This is a genomic window from Nocardiopsis baichengensis YIM 90130 (assembly GCF_000341205.1).
GTDB lineage: Bacteria > Actinomycetota > Actinomycetes > Streptosporangiales > Streptosporangiaceae > Nocardiopsis_A > Nocardiopsis_A halophila.
This window is the reverse complement of record NZ_ANAS01000027.1, coordinates 1-20,985: the sequence shown is the minus strand read 5'-3', so window position 1 is coordinate 20,985 and position 20,985 is coordinate 1. Positions and strand designations below refer to the sequence as shown.

Annotated in this window: 20 protein-coding genes and 1 pseudogene; 15 read left to right on the top strand and 6 right to left on the bottom strand. The window is 73.5% G+C overall.

Features of this window, described 5'->3' with window-relative positions:
• The first annotated feature begins 320 nt into the window (after nucleotides 1-320).
• The 7 genes from C892_RS0120885 to C892_RS0120855 all read left to right on the top strand — a co-directional run bounded on the left by C892_RS0120885 (nucleotide 321) and on the right by C892_RS0120855 (nucleotide 7,251).
• On the top strand, nucleotides 321-1,151 hold the full coding sequence (locus tag C892_RS0120885; RefSeq protein ID WP_017558779.1) for an isocitrate lyase/PEP mutase family protein: 831 nt from the start codon (nucleotides 321-323) through the stop codon (nucleotides 1,149-1,151).
• Between the two features lie 118 nt (nucleotides 1,152-1,269).
• Nucleotides 1,270-2,151, top strand: coding sequence for a siderophore-interacting protein (locus C892_RS0120880; protein ID WP_017558778.1), 882 nt, complete (start codon nucleotides 1,270-1,272; stop codon nucleotides 2,149-2,151).
• Between the two features lie 70 nt (nucleotides 2,152-2,221).
• Nucleotides 2,222-3,184 carry an ABC transporter substrate-binding protein gene (locus C892_RS0120875; RefSeq protein ID WP_017558777.1) on the top strand — a complete coding sequence of 321 codons (963 nt, stop codon included), beginning with the start codon at nucleotides 2,222-2,224 and terminating at the stop codon, nucleotides 3,182-3,184.
• A 106-nt stretch (nucleotides 3,185-3,290) separates the two neighbouring features.
• Entirely contained in the window at nucleotides 3,291-4,268 is a 978-nt protein-coding gene (locus C892_RS0120870) for an iron chelate uptake ABC transporter family permease subunit (protein WP_017539661.1), read from the top strand.
• Entirely contained in the window at nucleotides 4,265-5,281 is a 1,017-nt protein-coding gene (locus C892_RS0120865; protein ID WP_017558776.1) for a FecCD family ABC transporter permease, read from the top strand. The genes C892_RS0120870 and C892_RS0120865 overlap by 4 nt, the downstream gene beginning before the upstream one ends.
• A 199-nt stretch (nucleotides 5,282-5,480) precedes the next feature.
• Entirely contained in the window at nucleotides 5,481-6,071 is a 591-nt protein-coding gene (locus C892_RS0120860; protein ID WP_017558775.1) for a hypothetical protein, read from the top strand.
• A 157-nt stretch (nucleotides 6,072-6,228) separates the two neighbouring features.
• Nucleotides 6,229-7,251, top strand: a complete 1,023-nt coding sequence (locus C892_RS0120855; protein ID WP_017558774.1) for a sodium:calcium antiporter — start codon at nucleotides 6,229-6,231, stop codon at nucleotides 7,249-7,251.
• A 47-nt stretch (nucleotides 7,252-7,298) separates the two neighbouring features.
• On the opposite strand, the gene C892_RS0120850 is transcribed toward C892_RS0120855, so the two are convergent.
• A complete protein-coding gene (locus C892_RS0120850; protein ID WP_017558773.1) occupies nucleotides 7,299-8,204 on the bottom strand; it encodes an SGNH/GDSL hydrolase family protein in 906 nt (301 codons plus the stop codon).
• A gap of 243 nt (nucleotides 8,205-8,447) precedes the next feature.
• On the opposite strand from C892_RS0120850, the gene C892_RS0120845 reads away from it, so the two are divergent.
• Together C892_RS0120845 and C892_RS0120840 are read left to right on the top strand one after the other, a co-directional pair.
• Nucleotides 8,448-8,858 carry a VOC family protein gene (locus C892_RS0120845; protein ID WP_026124525.1) on the top strand — a complete coding sequence of 137 codons (411 nt, stop codon included), beginning with the start codon at nucleotides 8,448-8,450 and terminating at the stop codon, nucleotides 8,856-8,858.
• Nucleotides 8,859-8,959: 101 nt separating this feature from the next.
• Entirely contained in the window at nucleotides 8,960-9,427 is a 468-nt protein-coding gene (locus C892_RS0120840; RefSeq protein WP_017558771.1) for a pyridoxamine 5'-phosphate oxidase family protein, read from the top strand.
• A gap of 89 nt (nucleotides 9,428-9,516) precedes the next feature.
• Here the strand turns inward: C892_RS0120840 and C892_RS0120835 are convergent, their stop codons facing one another.
• Nucleotides 9,517-10,644, bottom strand: a complete 1,128-nt coding sequence (locus tag C892_RS0120835; RefSeq protein WP_017558770.1) for an adenosine deaminase — start codon at nucleotides 10,642-10,644, stop codon at nucleotides 9,517-9,519.
• 99 nt (nucleotides 10,645-10,743) lie between these two features.
• Entirely contained in the window at nucleotides 10,744-12,111 is a 1,368-nt protein-coding gene (locus tag C892_RS0120830) for a NupC/NupG family nucleoside CNT transporter (protein WP_017558769.1), read from the bottom strand.
• A 283-nt stretch (nucleotides 12,112-12,394) separates the two neighbouring features.
• Here C892_RS0120830 and C892_RS0120825 point away from each other — a divergent pair, with 283 nt between their 5' ends.
• Nucleotides 12,395-13,399 (top strand): LacI family DNA-binding transcriptional regulator, encoded by a 1,005-nt coding sequence (locus C892_RS0120825; RefSeq protein ID WP_017558768.1) that lies wholly within the window; start codon nucleotides 12,395-12,397, stop codon nucleotides 13,397-13,399.
• A gap of 69 nt (nucleotides 13,400-13,468) precedes the next feature.
• Here C892_RS0120825 and wrbA read toward each other — a convergent pair whose 3' ends face one another.
• Nucleotides 13,469-14,083, bottom strand: coding sequence for an NAD(P)H:quinone oxidoreductase (gene wrbA, locus C892_RS0120820; protein ID WP_017539670.1), 615 nt, complete (start codon nucleotides 14,081-14,083; stop codon nucleotides 13,469-13,471).
• A 201-nt stretch (nucleotides 14,084-14,284) separates the two neighbouring features.
• Here wrbA and C892_RS0120815 point away from each other — a divergent pair, with 201 nt between their 5' ends.
• The 3 genes from C892_RS0120815 to C892_RS0120805 all read left to right on the top strand — a co-directional run bounded on the left by C892_RS0120815 (nucleotide 14,285) and on the right by C892_RS0120805 (nucleotide 16,231).
• Nucleotides 14,285-14,779, top strand: coding sequence for a hypothetical protein (locus tag C892_RS0120815; protein ID WP_152513443.1), 495 nt, complete (start codon nucleotides 14,285-14,287; stop codon nucleotides 14,777-14,779).
• A 118-nt stretch (nucleotides 14,780-14,897) separates the two neighbouring features.
• Complete coding sequence (locus C892_RS0120810; RefSeq protein ID WP_017539672.1) at nucleotides 14,898-15,578, top strand: DsbA family protein; 681 nt, start codon at nucleotides 14,898-14,900, stop codon at nucleotides 15,576-15,578.
• On the top strand, nucleotides 15,575-16,231 hold the full coding sequence (locus C892_RS0120805) for a vitamin K epoxide reductase family protein (RefSeq protein WP_017558766.1): 657 nt from the start codon (nucleotides 15,575-15,577) through the stop codon (nucleotides 16,229-16,231). The genes C892_RS0120810 and C892_RS0120805 overlap by 4 nt, the downstream gene beginning before the upstream one ends.
• Before the next feature lie 123 nt (nucleotides 16,232-16,354).
• On the opposite strand, the gene C892_RS0120800 is transcribed toward C892_RS0120805, so the two are convergent.
• Both C892_RS0120800 and C892_RS0120795 read right to left on the bottom strand, forming a co-directional pair.
• A complete protein-coding gene (locus C892_RS0120800; RefSeq protein ID WP_017558765.1) occupies nucleotides 16,355-17,077 on the bottom strand; it encodes an adenosylcobinamide amidohydrolase in 723 nt (240 codons plus the stop codon).
• Nucleotides 17,078-17,086: 9 nt separating this feature from the next.
• A complete protein-coding gene (locus C892_RS0120795; protein ID WP_017558764.1) occupies nucleotides 17,087-17,626 on the bottom strand; it encodes a hypothetical protein in 540 nt (179 codons plus the stop codon).
• A gap of 139 nt (nucleotides 17,627-17,765) precedes the next feature.
• Here C892_RS0120795 and C892_RS0120790 point away from each other — a divergent pair, with 139 nt between their 5' ends.
• Together C892_RS0120790 and C892_RS0120785 are read left to right on the top strand one after the other, a co-directional pair.
• A complete protein-coding gene (locus C892_RS0120790; protein ID WP_017558763.1) occupies nucleotides 17,766-19,292 on the top strand; it encodes a cellulase family glycosylhydrolase in 1,527 nt (508 codons plus the stop codon).
• 1,076 nt (nucleotides 19,293-20,368) lie between these two features.
• Nucleotides 20,369-20,985 (top strand): annotated as a pseudogene (locus tag C892_RS0120785) (HNH endonuclease); the annotation flags it as partial.

Genomic DNA, 20,985 nt, shown 5'->3' with positions numbered 1-20,985 from the left:
TCCGGAGGTCCGGCGCGCAGGTCCTTCTTTACCTATCCGAACGGCGCCCGCCTGTCCACAGGCTGGGGACGGCGAGGGGGGCTCCGGCCGGTCCGGACGTTTCGGCCCGGCGATAAGTCGACATGTGGACTCGGCGCTACGGGGATGCGTCGACGTATCGGTTCAGTTCCGTCCGCTCCGAGCTGCCGTCGGCGGGGAGGCCGGTCCGGTTCCTGATCTCCCGTGGAGCCCGCGGCGCCTCTGTCGGCCGGGTGTCACGTCTGCGGGCGCGGAGGAGTCGTCTCGGTGACGAATCCTCATCTGAAGCGGAGGGCCGACCGATGGCCATGACATCCAGTCCGGGAACGAGCGCGGACGCGAGGGGCGCTGACGGCGCGACCGGTCTCAACGCCAAGGCGGCACGCCTGCGCGGACTCCACCGGCCCGGTGATCCCCTGCTGCTCCCCAACGTATGGGACGCGGCCAGTGCCGGCGTGGTCGAGGAGGCCGGCCATCCTGCCCTGGCCACGGCCAGCGCGGCGATCGCCGCCATGCTCGGCTACGACGACCACGAGGGCGCGCCCGTCGAAGCGATGCTGGCCGCCGCCGAGCGCGTCGTCCGGGCCGTGCGCGTTCCCGTCACCGTCGACGCCGAGGCCGGCTACGGCCTGCCCGAGCAGGAGCTGGCGGAGCGGCTCGCCGGGATCGGTGCGGTGGGATGCAGCATCGAGGACACCGACCATGCGACCGGCGGCCTGCGCGGTGCCGCCGAGCAGGCGGTGCGGATCGCCCGGCTGCGCGAGGCCGCCCGCCGCACCGGCCGCGACCTGGTCGTCAATGCCCGCGTGGACGTCTTCGTCAGCGGCGGGGACCGGAGCGGGGAGGAGCGGGTGGCGGAGGCCGTCGAGCGCGGACGCCGGTACCTGGAGGCCGGAGCCGATTGTGTCTACCCCATCGCGGCCCCGTCGGAGTCGGCTCTGGCGGCGGTGATCGAGGGCGTCCCCGGGCCGGTGAACGCCAATTGCCTGCCCGGGGGCGCGAGCCTGGCGCGGCTGGCCGAGGCGGGTGCGGCGCGGGTGTCCTTCGGGCCCCTCCCGTTCCTGCGCGCGCTGGACACGCTCAAGGAGGTGGCGGTCCGGATCGCCGAATACGGCGACCCCTATTCCGTGTGAGCGCTTCATCGACCGGAACCGGGGCGACCGTGGCCGTCCCGGTGACCGGCCGCTTCTCGCTCTGCGGCATCATTGAGCGGTCCTCTTCCGCCCCGGACGGGTTTGGAGTGTCTCGCCGATGCCGCCGTTCGCCGCCTCGCCCAATGTGCTGTTCGACACGCGGGTGTGCGCCGTCCGGCGGCCGTCGCCGGGCTTCGTCCGGCTCACGCTGACGGGCCCGGCCCTGGACCGTTTCGGCCCCTACGGCCTCGACCAGCGCATCAAGATCCTCGTGCCCCCGGACGGCCGGATCCCTGAGGGGCTCGGAGGCGGCCTGCCGAGCGAGGCCGAGTGGCGTGCGCGCTGGCGCGCGCTCCCCGCCCCCGAGCGGCCGCTCATGCGCAGTTACACCGTCGCCGGAGTCCGCCCCGGGGACCGCGAGGTGGACGTGGACTTCTATCTCCACGACCACCCCGGCCCCGCCAGTGCCCTCGCCGTCGCCGCGCGCGGGGGCGAGCGCGTCCTGCTGTCCGGCCCGGACGTCCGGCGGGGCCGCCCCGGGCACGGGATCCAGTGGGACCCCGGCCCTGCCGGGCACGTGCTGATCGCCGGGGACGAGGCCGCCTACCCGGCGATCCGCGGCATCCTCGCCTCCCTGGCCCCGTCCGTGCGCGCCGAGGTCGTCGTGGAGGCGGGCGACCCCGCCGACGCGGCCTGGGTCGCCCGGGCCCGGCCCGGGTGCGCGCCGACCGTGGTCCCGCGCGCCGGGGAGGAGCCGGGCGACCCCCTCCAGCAGGCGATCGAGGCGTGGGCGCACGGGCACGGCGCCGCCGCGGCCGCCCTCGGCGCGGACTTCTACGCCTGGACGGCCGCCGAGAGCACCCGCGTCGCCCGGATGCGGGACCGGCTGCGCGCCGCGGGGATCGCCCCCGGGCGCATCCACGCCCAGGGCTACTGGAACGCGAAGGGCCGGCGCGGGGAGCCGCCTCCCACCAGGCAGGGGGTGGCCAAGATGAGGTGAGGCTTTGCTAAGTTAGGCTCCGCTTATGTGGCCGCACCCGGCCATCCCGTCCCGGCGGATTGGATCCCCCATGCTTCCGACCACCCCCGGCCGCCGCGCGCGGCTGCTCCCCCTCGCCCTTCCGGCGGCCGCCGTCCTCGCCGTCGCCGCGTGCGGCGGCGGCTCCGAGGACTCCGGCGGCTCCGCCGGTGCCGACGCCTCCGGCGAGACCCGCACCGTCGAGCACGCGCGGGGCGAGACCGAGGTCCCCGCCGACCCGCAGAAGGTCGTGGTCCTCGAACCGGTCCAGCTCGACACCGCCGTGGCCCTGGGCACCGTCCCCGTCGGCGCGGCGATGTTCGACGAGGCCGCCGGGGCCCCTGCCTACCTCGGCGACGAGGCCGCCGACGTGCAGGGGGTGGGCACCGTCCCCGAGCCGAGCGTGGAGAAGATCGCCGCCCTGGAGCCCGACCTCATCCTCGGGACCGAGAGCCGCCACTCCGCCCTGTACGACCGGCTCTCCGACGTCGCCCCCACGGTCTTCATGGAGACCCAGGCCGACCCGTGGCAGGACAACGTCGGGCTGGTCGCCCGCGCCCTCGGCGACGAGGACGGCGCCGAGTCGCTGATGGACGACTACCGGGCGCGCTGCGGCGAGATCGCCGAGAAGTACGGCACGGAGGGCATGACCGCCCAGCTCGTCCGCCCCCGCGACGACGTGCTCACCCTCTACGGGCCGACCTCCTTCGCCGGGAGCACCCTGGAGTGCGCGGGCTTCACCACCCCCGAGCACGACTGGGAGGACATCTCCCTGGACATCTCTCCCGAGCGCGCCCTGGAGGCCGAGGCCGACCTGGTGCTCGTCACCGCCGACGACGTCGACGACCCCGAGGCGGTGCCCCCGTCCGTGCGCGAGAACGAGGACGCCTTCCCCGAGCTGCACACCGTCGACCGGTCGTTCTGGATCGCCGGGGTGGGCCCCAAGGGCGGTATGACGGTGCTCGACGACCTCGACCGCATCCTGGAGGAGTCCGACTCCTTCTCGGCCGGGTAGCGCCCCGCACGGAACGGAAGGGCCCCAGGTGACAGGCGAGACGGCGGATCCCGGGACGGCGGCGCCCTCCCCCTCCCGGACCCCGCGCGGACGTGCGCGGACCCCCGTGTGGGTGGCGGGCGGGCTCGCGGCGCTGTCCGCGGCCGTCGTCCTGTCCCTGCTGGTCGGCGCGAATCCGCTGCCGGTGCCCGCGCTGCTGGACGCCCTGGCGGGCGGCGGGGGCGACGAGGCGCGCTTCGTGGTCGGGGAGCAGCGCGTGCCGCGCACCGCGGCCGGCCTCGCCGTCGGCGCCGCGCTGGGCACGGCCGGGGCGCTGATCCAGGCCTTCACCCGCAACCCGCTCGCCGACCCCGGCATCCTCGGGGTGAACTCGGGGGCCGCGTTCGCGGTGGCGGTGGGCATGGCCTTCTTCGGGGTGAGCGACCCCTCCGCCTACGTGTGGCTGGCCTGCGCGGGCGCGCTGGTCCTCACCGTCGTCGTCTACGGCGTCGGCGCCGCCGGGGGGCCGGCGGCCGGGCCGATCCGGCTCACGGTGACCGGGGTCGCGCTGGGCGCGGTGTTCGCGGGCCTGACCACCGGGCTCACCCTGACCCGCCCGGACACCTTCGAGCGGATGCGCGGCTGGAGCGCCGGGAGCCTGCTGGAGCGCGGCTTCGACGTGCTCCTCCCGGTCCTCCCGCTGCTGGCCGCCGGGCTGGTCCTGGCGGCCGCCACGGCGCCGGCGCTCAACGCGGTCGCGCTGGGCCCCGACGTCGCCCGCGCCCAGGGCGTGCACCTGGGCCGGGTGCGGGTCGCGGTGCTCGCCGCCGTGACGCTGCTGGCCGGGGGTGCCACCGCCGTCGCCGGGCCGATCGCGTTCGTCGGGCTGATGGTCCCGCACGTGGTCCGCTGGACGGTCGGCCCCGACCAGCGCAGGATCCTGCTCGGGACGCTGATCGCCTCCCCGGTGCTGGTGCTGCTGTCCGACGTCCTCGGGAGGGTCGCGGTGCTGCCGAGCGAGATGCCGGCGGGCGTGGTGACCGCGTTCGTGGGTGCCCCTGTGCTGATCGCGCTGGTGCGCCGGCCGAAGGCGAGCGGCCTGTGAGCGCGCCGGTCCTGCGCCGACGCCGCGTGGTGCGCCCGCGCACGGCCGCGGTGGTGCTGCCCGGCGCAGTCGTGACGGCCGTCCTCGGCGTGCTCGCCCTCGGCCTGGGCGACTACCCGCTCAGCCCGTCCCAGGTGGTCTCGGTGCTCGCCGGGCGCAGCGACGGGTTCGAGCGCATCGTCGTCATCGAATGGCGCCTCCCGCGCGCGCTGGCGGCCGTGGTGTTCGGCGCCGCCCTCGCCGTGGCGGGCGGCGTGTTCCAGACGCTGACCCGCAACCCGCTGGCCAGCCCGGACATCGTCGGCCTGGCGAACGGGTCGTTCACGGGAATGCTGGTGGCGCTGCTGGTGCTGGGCGGGGGATGGCCCCTGCTGATGTCGGGGTCGCTGGTGGGAGGCCTGGCCGCCGCGGTCCTCATCTACGTGCTGGCCTACCGGGGCGGCATCAAGGGCTTCCGCTTCATCGTGGTGGGCATCGGGGTCTCGGCCATGCTGTCCTCGTTCAACACCTGGATGCTGCTGCGGGCGGACGTGGAGACCGCGCTGTTCGCCTCGGCGTGGGGCGCGGGCACGCTGAACACCGTCACGGCGGAGACCGCCTACCCGGCCGCGGGCGCGGCCCTGGCCCTGCTGGCGGTGCTGCCGTTCGCGGCCCCCGCGCTGCGGCAGATGGACCTGGGCGACGACATGGCGCGGGCCACCGGGGTGCGCGTCGACCGCGCCCGGGCGGCGGCGATCGCGGTGGCGGTCGCCCTGGTGAGCACGGTGACGGCGGTGGCGGGGCCGATCGCGTTCGTGGCCCTGGCCGCACCGCAGATCGCCCGCCGCCTCGCCAAGGCGCCGGGGATCCCCCTGGCGGCGTCGGGGACGGTCGGCGCCGGGCTGCTGCTGGCGTCCGACCTGATCGCCCAGCACGTGATCCCCCTGACGGTGCCGGTCGGCGTGGTGACCGTCGTCTTCGGCGGCGCCTACCTGGTGTGGCTGCTGGTCCACGAGGCCCGCAAGGGGCGGTGACGCGCTCACCCGCCCCCTCCGTCGTTGATCTCGGGGAACTCGGGCTTATGACGGCGCTCTTAACCCCGACTTCCCCGAGATCAACGGGGATCAGGGCCGGTGGGGCCGCCGGGGGCGCGTTCGGCGTCCCCGTTTCGGTTCCCCGGGACGGGGGACATTCCGGTGGTTCCCGGCCTCGCCCCGATGGAGGATCCCCCCGATGGCGCCCGTCACCGATCGCGTTCTGTTCAAGGTCAGCCACAACCTCTCCGTCGAGAACGCCGGGATCAACCTGCGCCGCCACACGAACCGGGAGACGCTGCACGTGGTCGCCCGTCCGGCCGCCGGCCACGCCGACGTCGAGGTGGCGTGCGGGCACTGCGGCCGTACCGAGCGCTACCGGATCCTCGACCAGGAGGGGACGCGGGCCCTGCGCCGGGCCTCGGCGCTGAAGTGGGGCGGGATCGCGGCCGGCGTCGCGGCGGCCGAGGCGCTGCTGCTCCTCACCGGCGCGGCGGGCACCTTCCTGGGCGCCCTCCTCGTCTTCCTCGGCATCGTCGGGCTCCTGGTCAGCGTGGTGGCGACCGTGGCCGGACCGGGCGACCTGCACGGGACCACCCGGATCGACGAGGACGGGAACCCCTGGCAGCCCACCGCCACCAAGGAGGAGCGGAGAAGGGCCCGCACCGAGCGGGTCCCCGAGGGGACCAGCGCCTACTGCATGGTCCTGGTCGAAGCGGCCGGGGAGCCGGAGCAGTGGGATCAGCCGGGTCGGCGGCCCGTGGACGGTCCGGGCGGCCTTCCCGGCTGATCCCGGACGCGGCTCAGACCCTCCCGGCGGGGGACGTGGTCGGCGCCTTCTGCATGGTCACGATCGAGCCGGTCCAGGAGGGCCCGAAGACGGGGTGAGAGCCCGCTCCGGGTAGGACAGGGCCACGGACGTGACACCGACGGGGAAGGGCGGTGCCATGGGCGCCTGGCCCCTGTGGGCGAGCGCGGCGGTCCTGATCGGTGCGGCGGTGCTGCTCACCGTGGGAGGTGGGCCCTTCACGCGGCTGGTCGACCGGCTGGCCGACCGCACGGGCATCGGCGAGACGATCGCCGGGATCGTGATGGTCGGCGCCGTCACGTCGCTGCCCGGACTGCTGACCAGCATCGTCGCGGCGAGTGCGGGCGACACGGAGCTGGCGATGGGCAACGCCCTGGGCGGCATCGCCGTGCAGACCGCGTTCCTGGCCCTGGCCGACCTGTACTACCGGCGCTCCAATCTCGAACACGCCGCGGCGTCGCTGCAGAACCTCCTCGCGCCCGTCGTCCTGGCCGTCATGCTCGGCGTGGTGCTCATGGCCGGGGCCGGACCGCAGGTCACCGTGGCGGGCGTGCACATCGCCTCGCCGGTGCTGGTGGGCTGCTACCTCTACTGGCTGCACTTGTCGCGCGAGGTCCGCGACCGCCCCCTGTGGAGGGTGGTGCACACCAAGAGCACCCGGCCCGACCTGCCGGAGGAGGGACCGTCCGACACCTCCGAGCGCCTGTCCGTGATGTGGGTGAAGTTCGTCCTGCTGGCCGCCGTCGTCGCGGGGACGGGGTACGCGGTGGGCGGGGCGGGGCTCTCGGTGGCGGCGCAGACCGGCCTGTCCAGCGGTGTGGTGGGCGCCGTCGTCACCGGTGTGGTCACCTCCCTGCCCGAGCTGGTCACGGTGCTGTTCGCGGTGCGCATCCGCGCGCTGCACCTGGCGATCGGCGACATCGTCGGCGGCAACGGCTTCGACGTGCTGTTCCTGTCGGCGGCCGACGTCGCCTACCGGGACGGGTCGCTGTACGCCGCCATGGGGCCGCGGGTGGTGCTGCTCATCGGGCTCGCCATCGTCCTCAACCTGCTGGTGGCCGCGGGGCTCATCCGCCGCGACGAGTCGGGTATCGGGTTCGAGGGGGTGGCGATCCTCCTCGTGTACGCGGTCGGGGTCGTGTCCCTGGCCGCACTGGGGTGAGCGCGGGGGGCCGACCGGGGCCGGCCCCCGCGGGGAGGGCGGAAGGGTCAGGCCCCTCCGGCGGGCACCGGCGCGGCCGTGCCGAGCACTGCGCCCGCCATGCCCTCGTGCCCTGCGGCGTTCGGGTGGACGGGCGCGGCGTCGACCGCGTTCAGCGGCTCCATCCACCGCACGTCCTGCGGCTTGCACAGGTCGTGGCCGATGGACCCGGTGTAGGTGTCGACGTACTCCGCGCCGTGGGCCTGGGCCCGTTCGGCGAGCATGTCGTTCAGGCTCTTCTGGGTGTCGCGCAGCCAGGGGGCGTCCCCGGCGGCGATGGGAACGGTGGAATGGCAGTTGGACCCGTCGTCGGGCATGATCACCGGGTAGCCGAGGAGCAGGACGCGCGCGTCCGGCGACCGCTCGGCGATGCCCTCCAGCACCCCGTCGATCTTCGGCGCGGTCTCGGCGATCCGCTCCTGCAGCCGGTCGGTTCCGCCGTAGGTGTAGCTGTTCTTGCACGGCTCGCCGTAGGGGTTGAACGTCCCCAGGAACGCGCACCGGGTGACGATGTCGGCGAACCCCATGTCGTTGCCGCCGACCTGCAGCGTCACCAGGTCGGTCCCGGCGCCGAGGGCGTCGAACTGCGGCGGGTTGGAGCCCTGGGGCTCGGTCATGTGCTCGGTGGTGGCGCCGCCGCAGCTGATGTCGGTGAAGGAGCCGGGCGACAGGTCGGCGGAGACCAGGGTGGGGTAGTTGCGGTCGGAGCGGCCGCATTCGGCGTCGACCTCGTCGGGGATGCCGACGCCGGAGGTGAAGGAGTCGCCCAGGGCCGCGTACTCCTGTACGGCGCCGTCGGTGGGGACGGAGACGGCCGAGGCCGGGGCGGCGCCCAGCATCGGGAGGACGAGCGCCGCCGCGGCGACGGGGGCGGCGGCCAGGCCGAGTCGGCGGGTGCGGGGGGATGGGGGCATGGCGCGACCTCGCGTGGTGTCCGAGGGCGGCCGGGCGCACAGAGGCCCGGGCCGCGGGGTGCGGGGGACTCGGAGGGACACGGGGGAGGCTGCGCGCAGCGGACGGTGCGGACGTCCGCGAAAAACCCTTACCGGTGAGTAATCCTCACTGCGGCGCCACCGGCCCGTCAATCCCCCTGACGGGCCCAAGCCGGTCAGGAATCGAGAAGCGCAGGCCACGGCGCCGCTTCTAGGGTGAGCGGCATGGACATCACGATTCACACCACACCGCTTCCGCACGTCGATCCGGAGGAGTCGGTCGCCTTCTACCGCGACGTCCTCGGCTTCGAGGTCCGCTCCGATGTGGGCCAGGGCACCATGCGCTGGGTGACGGTGGGACCCGCCGGGCAGCCCGGGACCTCCATCCTCCTGGCGCCGTCGGCGGTCGACCCGGGGCTCACCGAGGACGAGCGCCGCATGATCTCCGAGATGATGGCCAAGGGCACCTACGGTTGGATCCTGCTGGCCGCCCCGGACCTCGACGGCGTCTTCGAGAAGGTGGTGTCGCGGGGCGCCGAGGTCGTCCAGGAGCCCACCGACCAGCCCTACGGGATCCGCGACTGCGCGTTCCGCGACCCTGCGGGGAACCTCGTCCGCATCCGCCAGGCGGACTGAGTGCGAAGGGGCCCACAATGTGCGACCCCTCGTGGGGGCGGGCGCTCGCGGAGCATGTGCGGCACCGACGGAACGGCAGCGACGACCGGACGGAGGGACCGATGAAGGACGCGCCGCCGCGCGGGCGGGCAGAGCGGATCCGGGACACACGGGCCAAGCTGGAGGAGGAGATCGACCTCTGGGTCTCCACGTCGAGCCCGTCGGCCGGCCCGTACCTCGTACCGCTCTCCTTCATGTGGGACGGCGAGACGCTGCTCCTCGCGACGTCGCGGGCGTCGGTGACCGGGCGCAACCTGCTCACGGACGGACGGGCGCGGATGAGCCTCGGGGGGACCCGCGACGTCGTGGTCATCGACGGCACCGCCGATCCGGTGGAGAACACGGAGATGCCCTCCGAGATCGGCGATGCCTTCGCCGACAAGTGCGGGTTCGAGCCGCGGGACGACGGCGCGTCCTACCTGTACTTCCGGGTCCGGCCGCAGCGCATCCAGGCCTGGCGCGAGGTGAACGAGGTCGAGGGGCGCGACCTGATGCTCGACGGGCGCTGGCTGGACGGCCGGTCGCCCTGACTTCTCGTCCACACCCTGTGGACGGGCACGGAGAAGGGGCCGCGCCTCGCGCGACCCCTTCTGTCGTCTCCCCCGTCCGCCTCAGGCCGTCAGGCGCGGCCCGGGGTGCGGAACAGGTGCTCGGAGCGCAGGGCGGCGTACCCCGGCTTGATCACGTCGTCGATGATCACGATCCGCTCGTCGAACGGAAGGAACGCCGACTTCATCGCGTTCAGCGTGAACCACTGCATGTCGTCCAGCGTGTAGCCGAACGCCTCCGAGAGCTTCTCGAACTCCTCCGACATCGACGTGCCGCTCATCAGCCGGTTGTCCGTGTTCACCGTGACCCGGAACCGCAGCCGCCGCAGCAGGCTGATCGGGTGCGCCTCGATGGACTCGGCCGCCCCCGTCTGCACGTTGGAGCTCGGGCACATCTCCAGCGGCATCCGGGTGTCGCGCACGTACTGCGCCAGGCGGCCCAGCTCGGCCGCCCCGTCGTCGCCGACCTTGATGTCGTCCACGATCCGCACGCCGTGCCCCAGCCGCTCGGCGCCGCAGTGCTGGATCGCCTCCCAGATCGAGGGCAGCCCGAAGGCCTCCCCCGCGTGGATGGTGAAGTGCGCGTTCTGGCGGCGCAGGTACTCGAAGGCGTCCAGGTTGCGGGTGGGCGGGAAGCCCGCCTCCGGGCCCGCGATGTCGAACCCGGCCACCCCGGCGTCGCGGTGCCGGACCGCCAGCTCGGCGATCTCGGTGGCGCGGGCGTTCTGGCGCATCGCGCACAGCAGCGTGCGCACCATGATCCGGTGGCCGGCCGCGGCGGCGCGCCGCTCGCCCTCGGCGAAGCCCTCCTGCACGGCCTCGACGATCTCGTCCAGTCCCAGCCCCCTCTCCTGGAACAGCTCGGGGGCGTAGCGCACCTCGGCGTAGACGACGCCGTCGGCGGCCAGGTCCTCGGCGGCCTCGGCGGCCACCCGCACCAGCGCCGGGCGGGTCTGCATCACGCCGACCGTGTGCGAGAACGTCTCCAGGTAGCGCTCCAGCGAACCGGAGTCGGCCGCGTCGCGGAACCAGCGGCCCAGCTCGACGGGGTCGGTGGCGGGCAGCCTGTCGTAGCCGGACTCGGCGGCCAGCTCGGCGACCGTGGCCGGGCGCAGCCCGCCGTCGAGGTGGTCGTGCAGCAGCACCTTGGGCGCCCGGCGGATCTGGTCGGGGGTGGGCCGTTCGGACTGACCGAGCATCGAGACTCCTCTGGGGTCGGGTTCGTTGCGGTGGATCGGGTCTGTCGTATACGTGTGCGGCCCGCCCCTGCGAGGGGACGGGCCGCACGGCGGGGGCGGCTAACCGATGAGGATGCCCGCGATCGCGGCGCTCATCAGGTTGGCCAGGGTGCCCGCGATGATCGCGCGCACGCCCAGCTTGGCGATGCGCTTGCGCTGGTTGGGGGCCAGGTTGCCCAGGCCGCCCAGGAGCACGGCCAGCGAGCCGACGTTGGCGAAGCCGGTGATCGTGAAGGTCACGATGGCCACCGTCTTGTCGGACAGCTCGGCCATCTGCGGCGTGAAGTCCAGGAAGGCCACGAACTCGTTGAGGATGAGCTTCTGGCCGAGGAAGCCGCCGGCGGCGACCGCCTCGCTCCACGGGACGCCGATGACGAACATCAGCGGGGAGAAGATCCAGCCCAGGATCTTCTGGAAGCTCAGGTCCTCCATGCCGAACAGGCCGCCCAGAGCGCCCAGGCCCATGTTGAGCAGGGCCACCAGGGAGATGAACGCGAGCAGCATGGCGCCGATGTTCAGGGCCAGCTTCAGGCCCTCGGTGGCGCCGCGGGCCGCGGCGTCGATGACGTTGTGCGGCTTGGTCTCCTCCTCGTCGGCGAGGGCCCCGGTGGCGCCCTCCTCGGTGTCGCCCGCGCCGGAGGAGGTGCCGGTGCCGTGCGCATGGCCCTCGGCGACGGCGGTGTCGGGGGTGTCGGCGACGGCCCCGCCGCCGGCCGGGACCGCGGGCACCTTCTCCTGGCCCTCGACGGCGGCCTCGGAGGACTCCTTCTCGGTCTCCGGCATGATGATCTTGGCCATCATCAGGCCCGCCGGGGCGGCCATGAAGGCGGCGGCGATCAGGTACTCCATGCTCGCGCCGAGCAGGTAGTAGCCGATGAGCACGCTGCCGGCGACCGTGGACAGGCCGCCGACCATGACCGCGAACAGCTCCGAGCGGGTGAGCCGGCTCAGGTAGGGGCGGATGACCAGGGGCGCCTCGGTCAGGCCGAGGAAGATGTTGGCGGTGGCGTTCATCGACTCCGCCTTGCCGGTGCCCAGGACCTTCTGCAGCCCGCCGCCGATGATGCGGACGACCCACTGCAGGATGTTCAGGTAGTAGAGCACCGCGGTCAGGGAGGACACGAAGATGACGACCGGCAGCACCTGGAAGGCGAAGACCGATCCCTCTTCGGGCAGGACCGGGCCGAACAGGAAGTCGATGCCCTCGTTCGAGGCGTCGATGAGGGACTGGAAGCCGAGCGCGATGGCCTGCAGCGCGGCCTTGCCCGGAGGCAGGTAGAGGACGACCAGGCCGAAGACGACCTGGACGGCGAGTGCTCCGAAGACCGTGCGCGGGCGGATCGCGCGCCGGTCGGTCGAGAAGGCGAACGCGATGGCCAGGATCACCAGCATCCCGCCGATGCCCCACAGCACGTTGAGCACGTCCATGCCCCCTCCCTTCTTAGGTGTGTGATGCGCGCCTGCCGGGCCGCGGGGGTCCGCTCGGCCGCCGTGGCGGAGGTCCCGCCGGGGATGTAAACGATTACCGTGATGCAGCACACTGCAAGCGTGTGAGATCTTTTGTCAACCCGTCAGAGTTGTCACAGAACATCGTAAATGAGCTGGTGAGTCCTTGACCGCAAGCCGGATCGCGTGTCCTGCCAGGCTCTCCCGTGCATGAGAAAACGATTTCTCGACACCCTGTCCCCGCCCGGTTCCGAGGAGTGAAGTGATGTCGGTCACCATCAAGGACGTCGCCGAGCGGGCCGGAGTGTCCGTGGCCACCGCCTCGCGAGCGCTGTCCGGCGGGCGCGGGGTCCGGCCGGCCAACAGGGAGCGCGTGCTGCGCGCCGCCCGCGAACTGGACTACGAGCCCAACGCGGTGGCCGCGGCGCTGCGCAGCCGCACCACCAACAGCATCGGCATCGTGGTGCCGCGCATCTCCAACCCCTTCTTCGCCACCCTGGTCGAGGCGGTGGAGCGGGAGGCCGCGCGCGGCGGCCGGGGGCTGTTGCTGGCCGCCTCCCAGTACGACCCCGGGGTCGAGGAGGCCCAGCTGCGCTCGCTGCTGGACCGGCGGGTCGACGCGCTGATCGCGGTCCCCTGCCACCGCGAGCACAGCCGCGCGGCCATCGAGGCGGCGGGGCGCCGGGTGCCCACCGTCCAGCTCGACCTGTGCCTGGACGGCGGGGGCGGGAGCTGGGTGGGGGTGGACAGCGAGGCCGGGATCCTGGCCTCGGTCGAGCACCTGGTCGCGGCGGGGGCGCGCACCCTTGCCTATGTGGGGTCCGAGCCCACCGACTCCTCGGCCCAGGCCCGCCTGGACGGCTTCCGCGGTGCGGCGCCGCTGTGCCCGGGCGGCGCCGAGCGGGTGCTGCTGGGCGACTTCAGCCTGGACTGGGGGCACACGGCGGCGCGCCGACTGCTGGAGCGGCCCGGCGCGCTGCCCGAGGGCATCGTCTGCGGCAACGACACCATCGCCCTGGGGGTCCTGCGCGAACTGGCCCGCGGCGGGGTGGACGTGCCGGGCCGGGTGATGGTCACCGGGTTCGACGACATATCCTTCGCCGAACTGGCCGAACCGCCCCTGACCACGGTGCGCCAGCCGCAGGAGCAACTGGCGGCCGAGGCGGTCCGCACCCTGACCGACCGCCTCGGCGGAGGGGCCGAACCCCACCGGAGGGTCGCCATCGCCCCGGAACTCGTCATCCGGGGAACCACCCGCCCGACCGGGTGACCGTGCCGCGGCGGACAGGACAAGGGGGCGCCGGGAAGGGCGCCCCCCTTGCCGTCCGTTCTCGGTGCCCTACAGGCTCGCGCCGGGCTTGAGGGCGCGGGCGATGCGGACCACGCGCTCGGCCTGGACCTGGGCGGCCTTGCGGGAGGTGTCGTCGACCGGGTTCTGGCCCTGGGCGTCCACGTGGGAGGTGCCGTAGGGGTTGCCGTCGACGAACTTGGAGCCGTCGGTGTAGCCGGGGGGAACGATGATCCCGCCGAAGTGGTAGAAGGTGTTCGCCAGCGCCAGCAGGGTGCTCTCCTGGCCGCCGTGCTGCGTGGCCGAGGACGCGAAGCCGCTGTAGACCTTGTCGGCCAGCTTCCCCTCCGCCCACTGCGGGCCGAGCGTGTCGATGAACTGCTTGAGCTGCGAGGCGATGTTGCCGTAGCGGGTCGGCGAACCGAAGATCACCGCGTCGGCCCAGACCACGTCGTCGGCGCTCGCCTCGGCGACGTCCTTGGTGGCCTCGATGTTGGCGGCCCACGCCGGGTTGCTCTCGATCGCCGCCTCCGGGGCGAGCTCGGCGGCCTTGCGCAGCCGCACCTCGGCCCCCGCCTTCTCCGCCGCGTCGGCGAGCTCCTTGGCCAGCGCGGAGACGGTGCCGGTCGAGGAGTAGTAGATGACGCTCAGCTTGACGTCGCTCATGGTGGTGCCTCACACAGATCGCTTGCGGGATGACTGCTTGCTAGAAAAATAATGCAAACACATTTATTCCCTCGCAAGGGGGTGGAGTGCGCTGTGAGGGGAGGCACACGGGGCGCGCGGGCTCCGCGCCGCCGCGGAACCCGGTGCGCGAGTGGCGCAGGGGGAGGGACAGGCGGGGACGGCCGGGGTACCCTTTGCGCCGTGAAGACGGTGCAGGCGGCGCGGAAGCGCGGATGGAGGGCGCGCCCCGGGTGGGTGCTCGCCCTCGCCGTCGTCCTCGCCCTGCACTACGTGTGCCTCGTCTGCATGGCCGCGGCCGCCTCCGCCGGCGAAGTGCCCGCGCAGGTGCACACCGAGGCGGTCGCCGGCAAGGCGGTCGTCGCCGATGCGCCCGCCGAGCCGACCGGGGCGCAGGCCCTGGCCCCCGACGCCGCGCACGACGACTGCGACGCCCCGATCATCAATACGGCCGCCTACTTCGGCACCGACAGCGACGACTCCGGTGTGAAGTCGCCCGCCGACCACCGGACCGCCTCGACGGCGCTGCTGCTCATGCTGCTGCTGAGCGCGGCCCTGGCGGTCGTCCTGCGGCTGCCGCCGGTGCGGCGGGGCGCCGCGCGCGCCGCCGTGTCCCGGGCCGCCTGGCGCCCCAGCGGCATCCGGCTGCTCACCACCCTGTGCATCCAGCGGGTGTAGATGCCCGCGCACCGCCGCCACCCCCTGGCGGTGCGCCCTTCACCGGACCCCCCGACCTTCTTTCCCGGCGCCCGGCCCCCGACCCGGGGCGGCGCCCCGAAGCGATCCTGGTGAGGACATGACCAGAAATCTCAGCATCACCCTCGGCCTCCTGCTCGTGCTCGCGCTCGCCTTCGGCGTCTTCGCCGTGGTGCGCTCGGTGACCGGAGGGGGCCCGGCCGAAGCAGAGCGGGTCTCCGCCGAGACCCTCGTCCGCGAGGACAGCCACTACCTCGACGAGGTGGAGGGGGCCGACGTCACCATCGTGGAGTTCCTCGACTTCGAGTGCCCGGCCTGCGGCCAGATGTACCCCGTCATGGAGGACGTCCGCGAGGAGTACGACGGCCAGGTCAACTTCGTCGTCCGCTACTTCCCGCTGCCCGGGCACGTCAACGCCGAGGCCTCGGCCGCGGCCGCCGAGGCCGCCTCCCGGCAGGACGCCTTCGAGGAGATGTACCAGAAGCTCTTCGAGACCCAGGAGGAGTGGAGCGGCGCCTCCGAGCCCACCCCGGAGGTGTTCGTCGACTACGCCGAGGAGATCGGCCTTGACCGCGAGCAGTTCCTGGAGGACATGAACGACCCCGCGATCCTGGAGCGGGTCAACGCCGACATCCCCGACGGCACCGAGGCCGGCGTCGAGGGCACCCCGACGATCTTCGTCAACGGCCGCCTAATGTCGTCCATGCCCACCGAGAAGCAGCTCAGCGACGTCATCGACGAGGAGCTGGAGGCGGCGCAGGAGGAAGGGGGCGAGGAGTGACCGCCCAGGAGGCCGCCGCCGGCGGCGCCCCCACGTCGGCGCCGTCCGGTACGGGAGCCGATGCGCCGATCGTCGGCCGGGCGCTGCCCTGGGTGCTGGCGGTCGGCGGCGCGGTCGGCCTGCTGGCGGCGTTCGCGCTGGCCATCGAGAAGATCAACTCGCTGGCCGACTCCGACTACGTGCCCACGTGCAGCGTCAACCCGGTGATCAGCTGCGGCACGGTCATGGACACCCCGACGGCGGAGGTCTTCGGGTTCCCGAACCCGCTGTTGGGCATCGCCTGCTTCGCCGTCGTGACCGCCGTCGGCATGGCGCTGCTCTCCGGGGCCTCGTTCCGGCCGTGGTTCTGGTGGGGCCTCCAGGGCGGCGTGCTCTTCGGCATCGGGTTCGTGCACTACCTGATCTTCCAGAGCCTGTACCGGATCAGCGCGCTGTGCCCGTACTGCATGGTGGTGTGGGCGGTGATGATCCCGATCTTCGTCTACACGACCCTGGACAACGTGCGGACGGGCCGCATCCCGCTCCCGGCGGGGGCCCGGTCGGCGGCCGGGGTGCTGATCCGCAACCACACGGTCGTGGTGACGGTCTGGTTCCTGCTGGTCATCGCGGCCATCGCCCAGGCCTTCTGGTCCTTCTGGACGGGTCAGATCTAAAGGCCTGAGGAAGTGGTGCGGACCGCCCGCCGCGTCGTTACGCGGCGGGCGGTCCCCTATTTGCCGGAAGGGGGCGGTGGTCCGGGGCACCGGCGGCCGTGAAACCGGATGCGCGTCCGTCCGTCACCCGTCGCGCCGGGCGGCGTCCTCCTCAGCGGCCGCGCGGACGGCGTCGCGGACCGCGCGCGCCGCCCGGCCTCCCCAGCGGGACCGGGGCCCGCCGAAGGGATCGGGGGCGTTGCCGGCGACGCCGGTCCGGCACGCCACGGCAACCGCGTCCGAGGCGGTCCCCGTGCACGCGAAACCGGCCTCCATCACCGCCTGCACCTTCGCCTCGACCACCGTGGCCAGCAGGTTCGCCAGCCCCGAATCGGACAGCGGCTCGGGCACCGCCACCACGATGTTGATCGTTCCGGGGCCGGGTCCGGCCAAGGGGGCGCCCAGCCGGATCTCGTCCAGATCGGGGGAGTCCGCCGCCCAGGTGGGGCGACCGATGCCGACGGTGGCCAGCGCCTCGGCCCCGCCGTCCGCGGCGAAGCGCGCGCGGGACACCTCGGCAGCCGTCATCAGTCCCACGCCCCGCCCGCGCACCCCTGCCCGGGACGCGATCTGTCTCAGGTGCACGGCCGGGTCGAGCCGCCGGTAGTCGCCGGAGACCTGGGCGTTCACCACGAACGACCGGTCGCCGAGCCCGCCACCGAGCACCGCCGAGGAGAGCATCCGCCATCCCGGTCCGGCGTCCCACACCAGCGCCCGCAGCTCGCGCCCGTCCTCGCGGCGCGTGTGCAGGCGCGGTGCGATGAGCGCGCCCCCGGGTACCGCTGTTGTCCGTTCCCGCCTGTCCACGGCGCGACTTTAGCGCTCCCCCGCCTCCGCCGGGCGGTGGACCGCAGCCGTGGCGAGGGCGCACACCCATCCCAGCGCCGCGCCCCACAGCAGACCGGCCACCGCGCCGCCCGCCGCGTAGACCGCCCAGCCCAGCGGGCCGAGCCCCATCGCGACCGCCGGGGCGGCCCCGCGCAGTACACCCGCGAGCGCCGTACCGGCGGCGAAGGCACCCCACGCCGACAGCGCGGTGCGTCCCCGGCCGGCGGCGGGGCGGCGGCGGGCGGCGCGGGCGGTGGCCAGCCCGGTGGCGGCGGCCAGCACCGCCACCGCCGCCAGCTCGGTCACCAGGGCCGACCACGGCTGCTCGCCGAGCGGCACCGCGCGCAGCGGCGGCGGGCCGAACGGGGCGCCCAGGGCGGAGGGGACCACGAGCGGACCGGCGGTCGCGGTCAGCCAGGTGAGGAAGGCCGCCGAGCCGAACAGCAGGCAGGGGGCCAGTGCGGCGGCCGCGGCGGCGGCGCCCGTGCGCGCGGCGGGCGTCGCCGGGCTATTGCGAAAATCATTCACGTTCTGCAGGATAGTGATCCAGGTCTCACAGGGACAGGGGTTCGGCGGAGACTCCCCTCCCCCGCCGAACCCCTGGTGCGACGCGCCCCCGCCTCCGACGAGGCGCGCCCCCCGAACACGTCCCCCGAAGAGGAGTGCGGTGAGCAGAACGACGCGGACCCGGCGCCCCGTCCTCCGGGCGGTCGCCGTGGCCGCCGTCCTCGTGACCGCCGCGGCCGGCGTCGCGGCCGTCACCCGGACCGAGCCCGGTCCCCCGCGCTACATCACCGACGACCAGGGGCGCGCCCTCTTCCTGCACGGTTTCAACACCTCCGGCTCCACCAAGGCCGACCCGGACTCCCTGCCGTGGATCACCGAGGAGGACGTGCAGCACGAGTACGACACCATGGGCACCAACTTCGTGCGGCTCCTCATCCAGTGGAGCGCCGTCGAACCGGAGCCGGGAGAGTACGACGAGGCGTACCTGGACGCCGTCGCCGAACGTGTGGACTGGTACGGGGAGCGCGGGTACCACGTGCTGCTCGACATGCACCAGGACCTGTACGGGGCGGACGTCTCCCCCGACCGCCACTCCGGGAACGGGGCGCCGGCCTGGGCCACCCGCACCGACGGACTGCCCGTCGCCGAACAGGACATGTGGGAGCTGGTGTACCTGGAGCCGGGGACGATGCGCGCCTTCGACCACTTCTGGAACACCACCGGCGACCACCCCGAGCTGATGGAGCACTACGCCGACGCCTGGGGCCGCGTCGCCGAGCGCTTCGCGGACGACCCCGCGGTGATCGGCTACGACCTGATGAACGAGCCCTTCGGGGGAAGCCTGCAGGGTCCGGCCTTCGAACGCGGGCCCCTCGCCGAGCTCTACCGGCGCTGCACCGAGCGGATCCGCGGCGCCGACACCGACACGTGGATCTTCGTGGAGGGCCAGGCCGTAGGCGTGAACTGGGGGACGCCCTCGGCGCTCCCCCGGCTGGACGACCCCCGCCCGGGTGAGCCGCGCATCGTCTACGCGCCGCACGCCTACCCGCTCCCGATGGACCTCGGCCGGTCCTACACCGGAGAGGGGCGCGGACAGGTGGACACCGCCATCGCGCTCTGGGAGGAGAACGTCAGGGTGACCGCGGAGCGCTTGGGCGCGCCCGTCGTCCTCGGCGAGTTCGGCCTCGACATGTCGGGCGACGGGGCGGAGGCCTATGTGGCGAAGATGCTCGACGTCACCGACTCCATGGCGACCGGGCGCGCCTACTGGTCGAACGACCACGACGGGTGGGGCCCCTGGGCCGATGAGGACCTGACCCCCGGTCCCCTGGCCGAGGTGATGGATCGCGCCTACCCGCGCGCGGTCGCGGGCGACCCGCTGGACGTCGGCTACGACCCCGGCGGCACGGGTGGGGGCGCTGGTGGCTCCGGGGGCTCGGACTCTCCGGAGTCCCCGCAGCTCACAGTTCGGTTCAAGGCGGTGGAGGGCGTCACCGGCCCCACGGAGGTGTACCTGCCCGAAGGGGAGTTCCCCGATGGCGGAGAGGCCCGGGTCGCCGCATCGACCGGAGGCGAGGCCGAGGCCTCCGTGGAATGGGACGCCGAACGTAGAGTCCTGGCCGTCGAACTCGCGTCCCCTGCCCCCGGAACAGAGTACGAACTGAGAGTTCGTCCCGATCGGCCGTAGTCGCGCTCGGGTTTATCAAGAGAAGAGTTCATCAAGAGAAGAACCCCCAAGAGAAGTCCCCGGTCACCGGGTTCGGCTATGGGGAGCACCGTGGGCCTGCGAGCCGTGTTTTCGGGGGGCGGGGATCGGGCGTGCGGACGGCCGGGGCGGTGGGGCGGCGACGGAGCGGCCGGGTAGCCGCTTATGCCTGCTTGCCGTCCGCCGGGCCCCTGTCGGCCCAGGGGGGAGGAGCGGCGGCGGAGGAGCAGGTGCCCCGCTCACTGCTTCTCGCCGGCTGCCGGGTTCCCGCCGGTCGGACGGGGAGGGCGGCGGCGGATGAGCGGGGCGCCCCGGTCGTGTCCGCCGGCGTGGTCGGACTCTGCGGGCCCCGGCCGCCCCCCGGGGGCGCTGCCTGCCGCCCGCAGCGACACCCTTGTTGATCTCGGGGAAGTCGGGGTAATACCGGCCGGTATTACCCCGACTTCCCCGAGATCAACGGCGAGGAGGGGCGCACCGGGGGCGGGGGCGCCGATCGCGCTGCAGAGGTCGCACCGCTCGGAAGGGCGCGGCCGAAAGCTCCACCACTCCAGCGCACACGACCGGCGCCCCGCTTGCTGCTGCTTCCCGGCTGCCGGGTTCCCGCTGGTCAAGCGGGTAGGGCGGCGGTGAAGGCCGGGCTGTTCCCCCGGGCTTGGCTGTCGGGCGCCGGACAGCCCCTGCCCCCGCGCGTGTGGGGTGCGCGCCGCCCCGGCCGGCCCCCACGGGTGCCGAATCGACCCCAACTGGATTGGGAACGCATCGGTCCTTATCCGCGCCCCGCCCTGGAACGGGCGGCCCTCCGCCATTCCAGGACGCTCCAGAACGGGCACCCCTCTCCGGTTCCAGGGCGCCCGGAAAAGGAAAGGGACCTTGTTTCCAGGGCGGCTTTTCACGGGAAGTGACCGGCCTTCCAGGGCGCCTTTGCCGGGCAATATTGCAGCGCCGTCCATCCATGATCGACATGTGCCCTGACCTTGGAGAACCATGCTTCTATGAATTTCTTCAGGAAATCTTCTTCCGGGCCCCGAAAATGGTGGCGGGTGGTTCATAATGGGTGTATGGCAGATCAGCGGCACCCCGGCGCCCCGGCCGGATCTCCTGCGGAGGAGATCCGGCGGGGATGCGCGGGTGTGCTGGGCGGGGTGGAGCGGGCCCTGGCCTCGGACGTGGCCCCCGGCCACAGTGAGACCCTGACGCGCTCCATGGCCGCTCTGGCGGGTGGCCAGGACGCCCTGGACCTGGCCGCCGCGCGGCTGGCCGCCCGGATCGGTGAGACCGGGGCCCTTGCGGGCTCGGGGCACTCCACGGTCGCCGGGCTGCTGCGCGCCAATGGCCGCTCCTCCTCACAGGCGAATGCCGTGGCCACCGTGGCCGACCACCTCGAGGACTACCCGCAGGCGGTCGAGGCCGCCGAGGCGGGGCGGGTGTCCTTCGGCCAGCTCGCTCTGGTGGTGGAGTTGTCGGAGAGGGCGGTGGCCGGGCGCTGCACCGACCGCCACCCCGAGGCCGGTGACTACCGTTCCAGGGCCGAGGACATCATGGTCCGGGCCGCCGCCTCCGGGGCTGGCGACCGCACCCTCAAGCGCATCGGCAGGGAGCTGCCCCAGCGCATCAGCCCCCCAGAGCACGAGGAGCACAACCGCCGCGCCTACGAGGGGCGGGGGCTGCGCTTGGA

What these genes read in the sequence shown, in the direction of transcription:
- C892_RS0120845 (WP_026124525.1), top strand. Translation starts at nt 8,448, where the DNA reads ATGGACATCACGATTCACACCACACCGCTTCCGCACGTCGATCCGGAG.
- C892_RS0120850 (WP_017558773.1), bottom strand. Translation starts at nt 8,204, where the DNA reads ATGCCCCCATCCCCCCGCACCCGCCGACTCGGCCTGGCCGCCGCCCCC.
- C892_RS0120840 (WP_017558771.1), top strand. Translation starts at nt 8,960, where the DNA reads ATGAAGGACGCGCCGCCGCGCGGGCGGGCAGAGCGGATCCGGGACACA.
- wrbA (WP_017539670.1), bottom strand. Translation starts at nt 14,083, where the DNA reads ATGAGCGACGTCAAGCTGAGCGTCATCTACTACTCCTCGACCGGCACC.
- C892_RS0120810 (WP_017539672.1), top strand. Translation starts at nt 14,898, where the DNA reads ATGACCAGAAATCTCAGCATCACCCTCGGCCTCCTGCTCGTGCTCGCG.
- C892_RS0120835 (WP_017558770.1), bottom strand. Translation starts at nt 10,644, where the DNA reads ATGCTCGGTCAGTCCGAACGGCCCACCCCCGACCAGATCCGCCGGGCG.
- C892_RS0120830 (WP_017558769.1), bottom strand. Translation starts at nt 12,111, where the DNA reads ATGGACGTGCTCAACGTGCTGTGGGGCATCGGCGGGATGCTGGTGATC.
- C892_RS0120855 (WP_017558774.1), top strand. Translation starts at nt 6,229, where the DNA reads ATGGGCGCCTGGCCCCTGTGGGCGAGCGCGGCGGTCCTGATCGGTGCG.
- C892_RS0120825 (WP_017558768.1), top strand. Translation starts at nt 12,395, where the DNA reads ATGTCGGTCACCATCAAGGACGTCGCCGAGCGGGCCGGAGTGTCCGTG.
- C892_RS0120885 (WP_017558779.1), top strand. Translation starts at nt 321, where the DNA reads ATGGCCATGACATCCAGTCCGGGAACGAGCGCGGACGCGAGGGGCGCT.
- C892_RS0120875 (WP_017558777.1), top strand. Translation starts at nt 2,222, where the DNA reads ATGCTTCCGACCACCCCCGGCCGCCGCGCGCGGCTGCTCCCCCTCGCC.
- C892_RS0120880 (WP_017558778.1), top strand. Translation starts at nt 1,270, where the DNA reads ATGCCGCCGTTCGCCGCCTCGCCCAATGTGCTGTTCGACACGCGGGTG.
- C892_RS0120860 (WP_017558775.1), top strand. Translation starts at nt 5,481, where the DNA reads ATGGCGCCCGTCACCGATCGCGTTCTGTTCAAGGTCAGCCACAACCTC.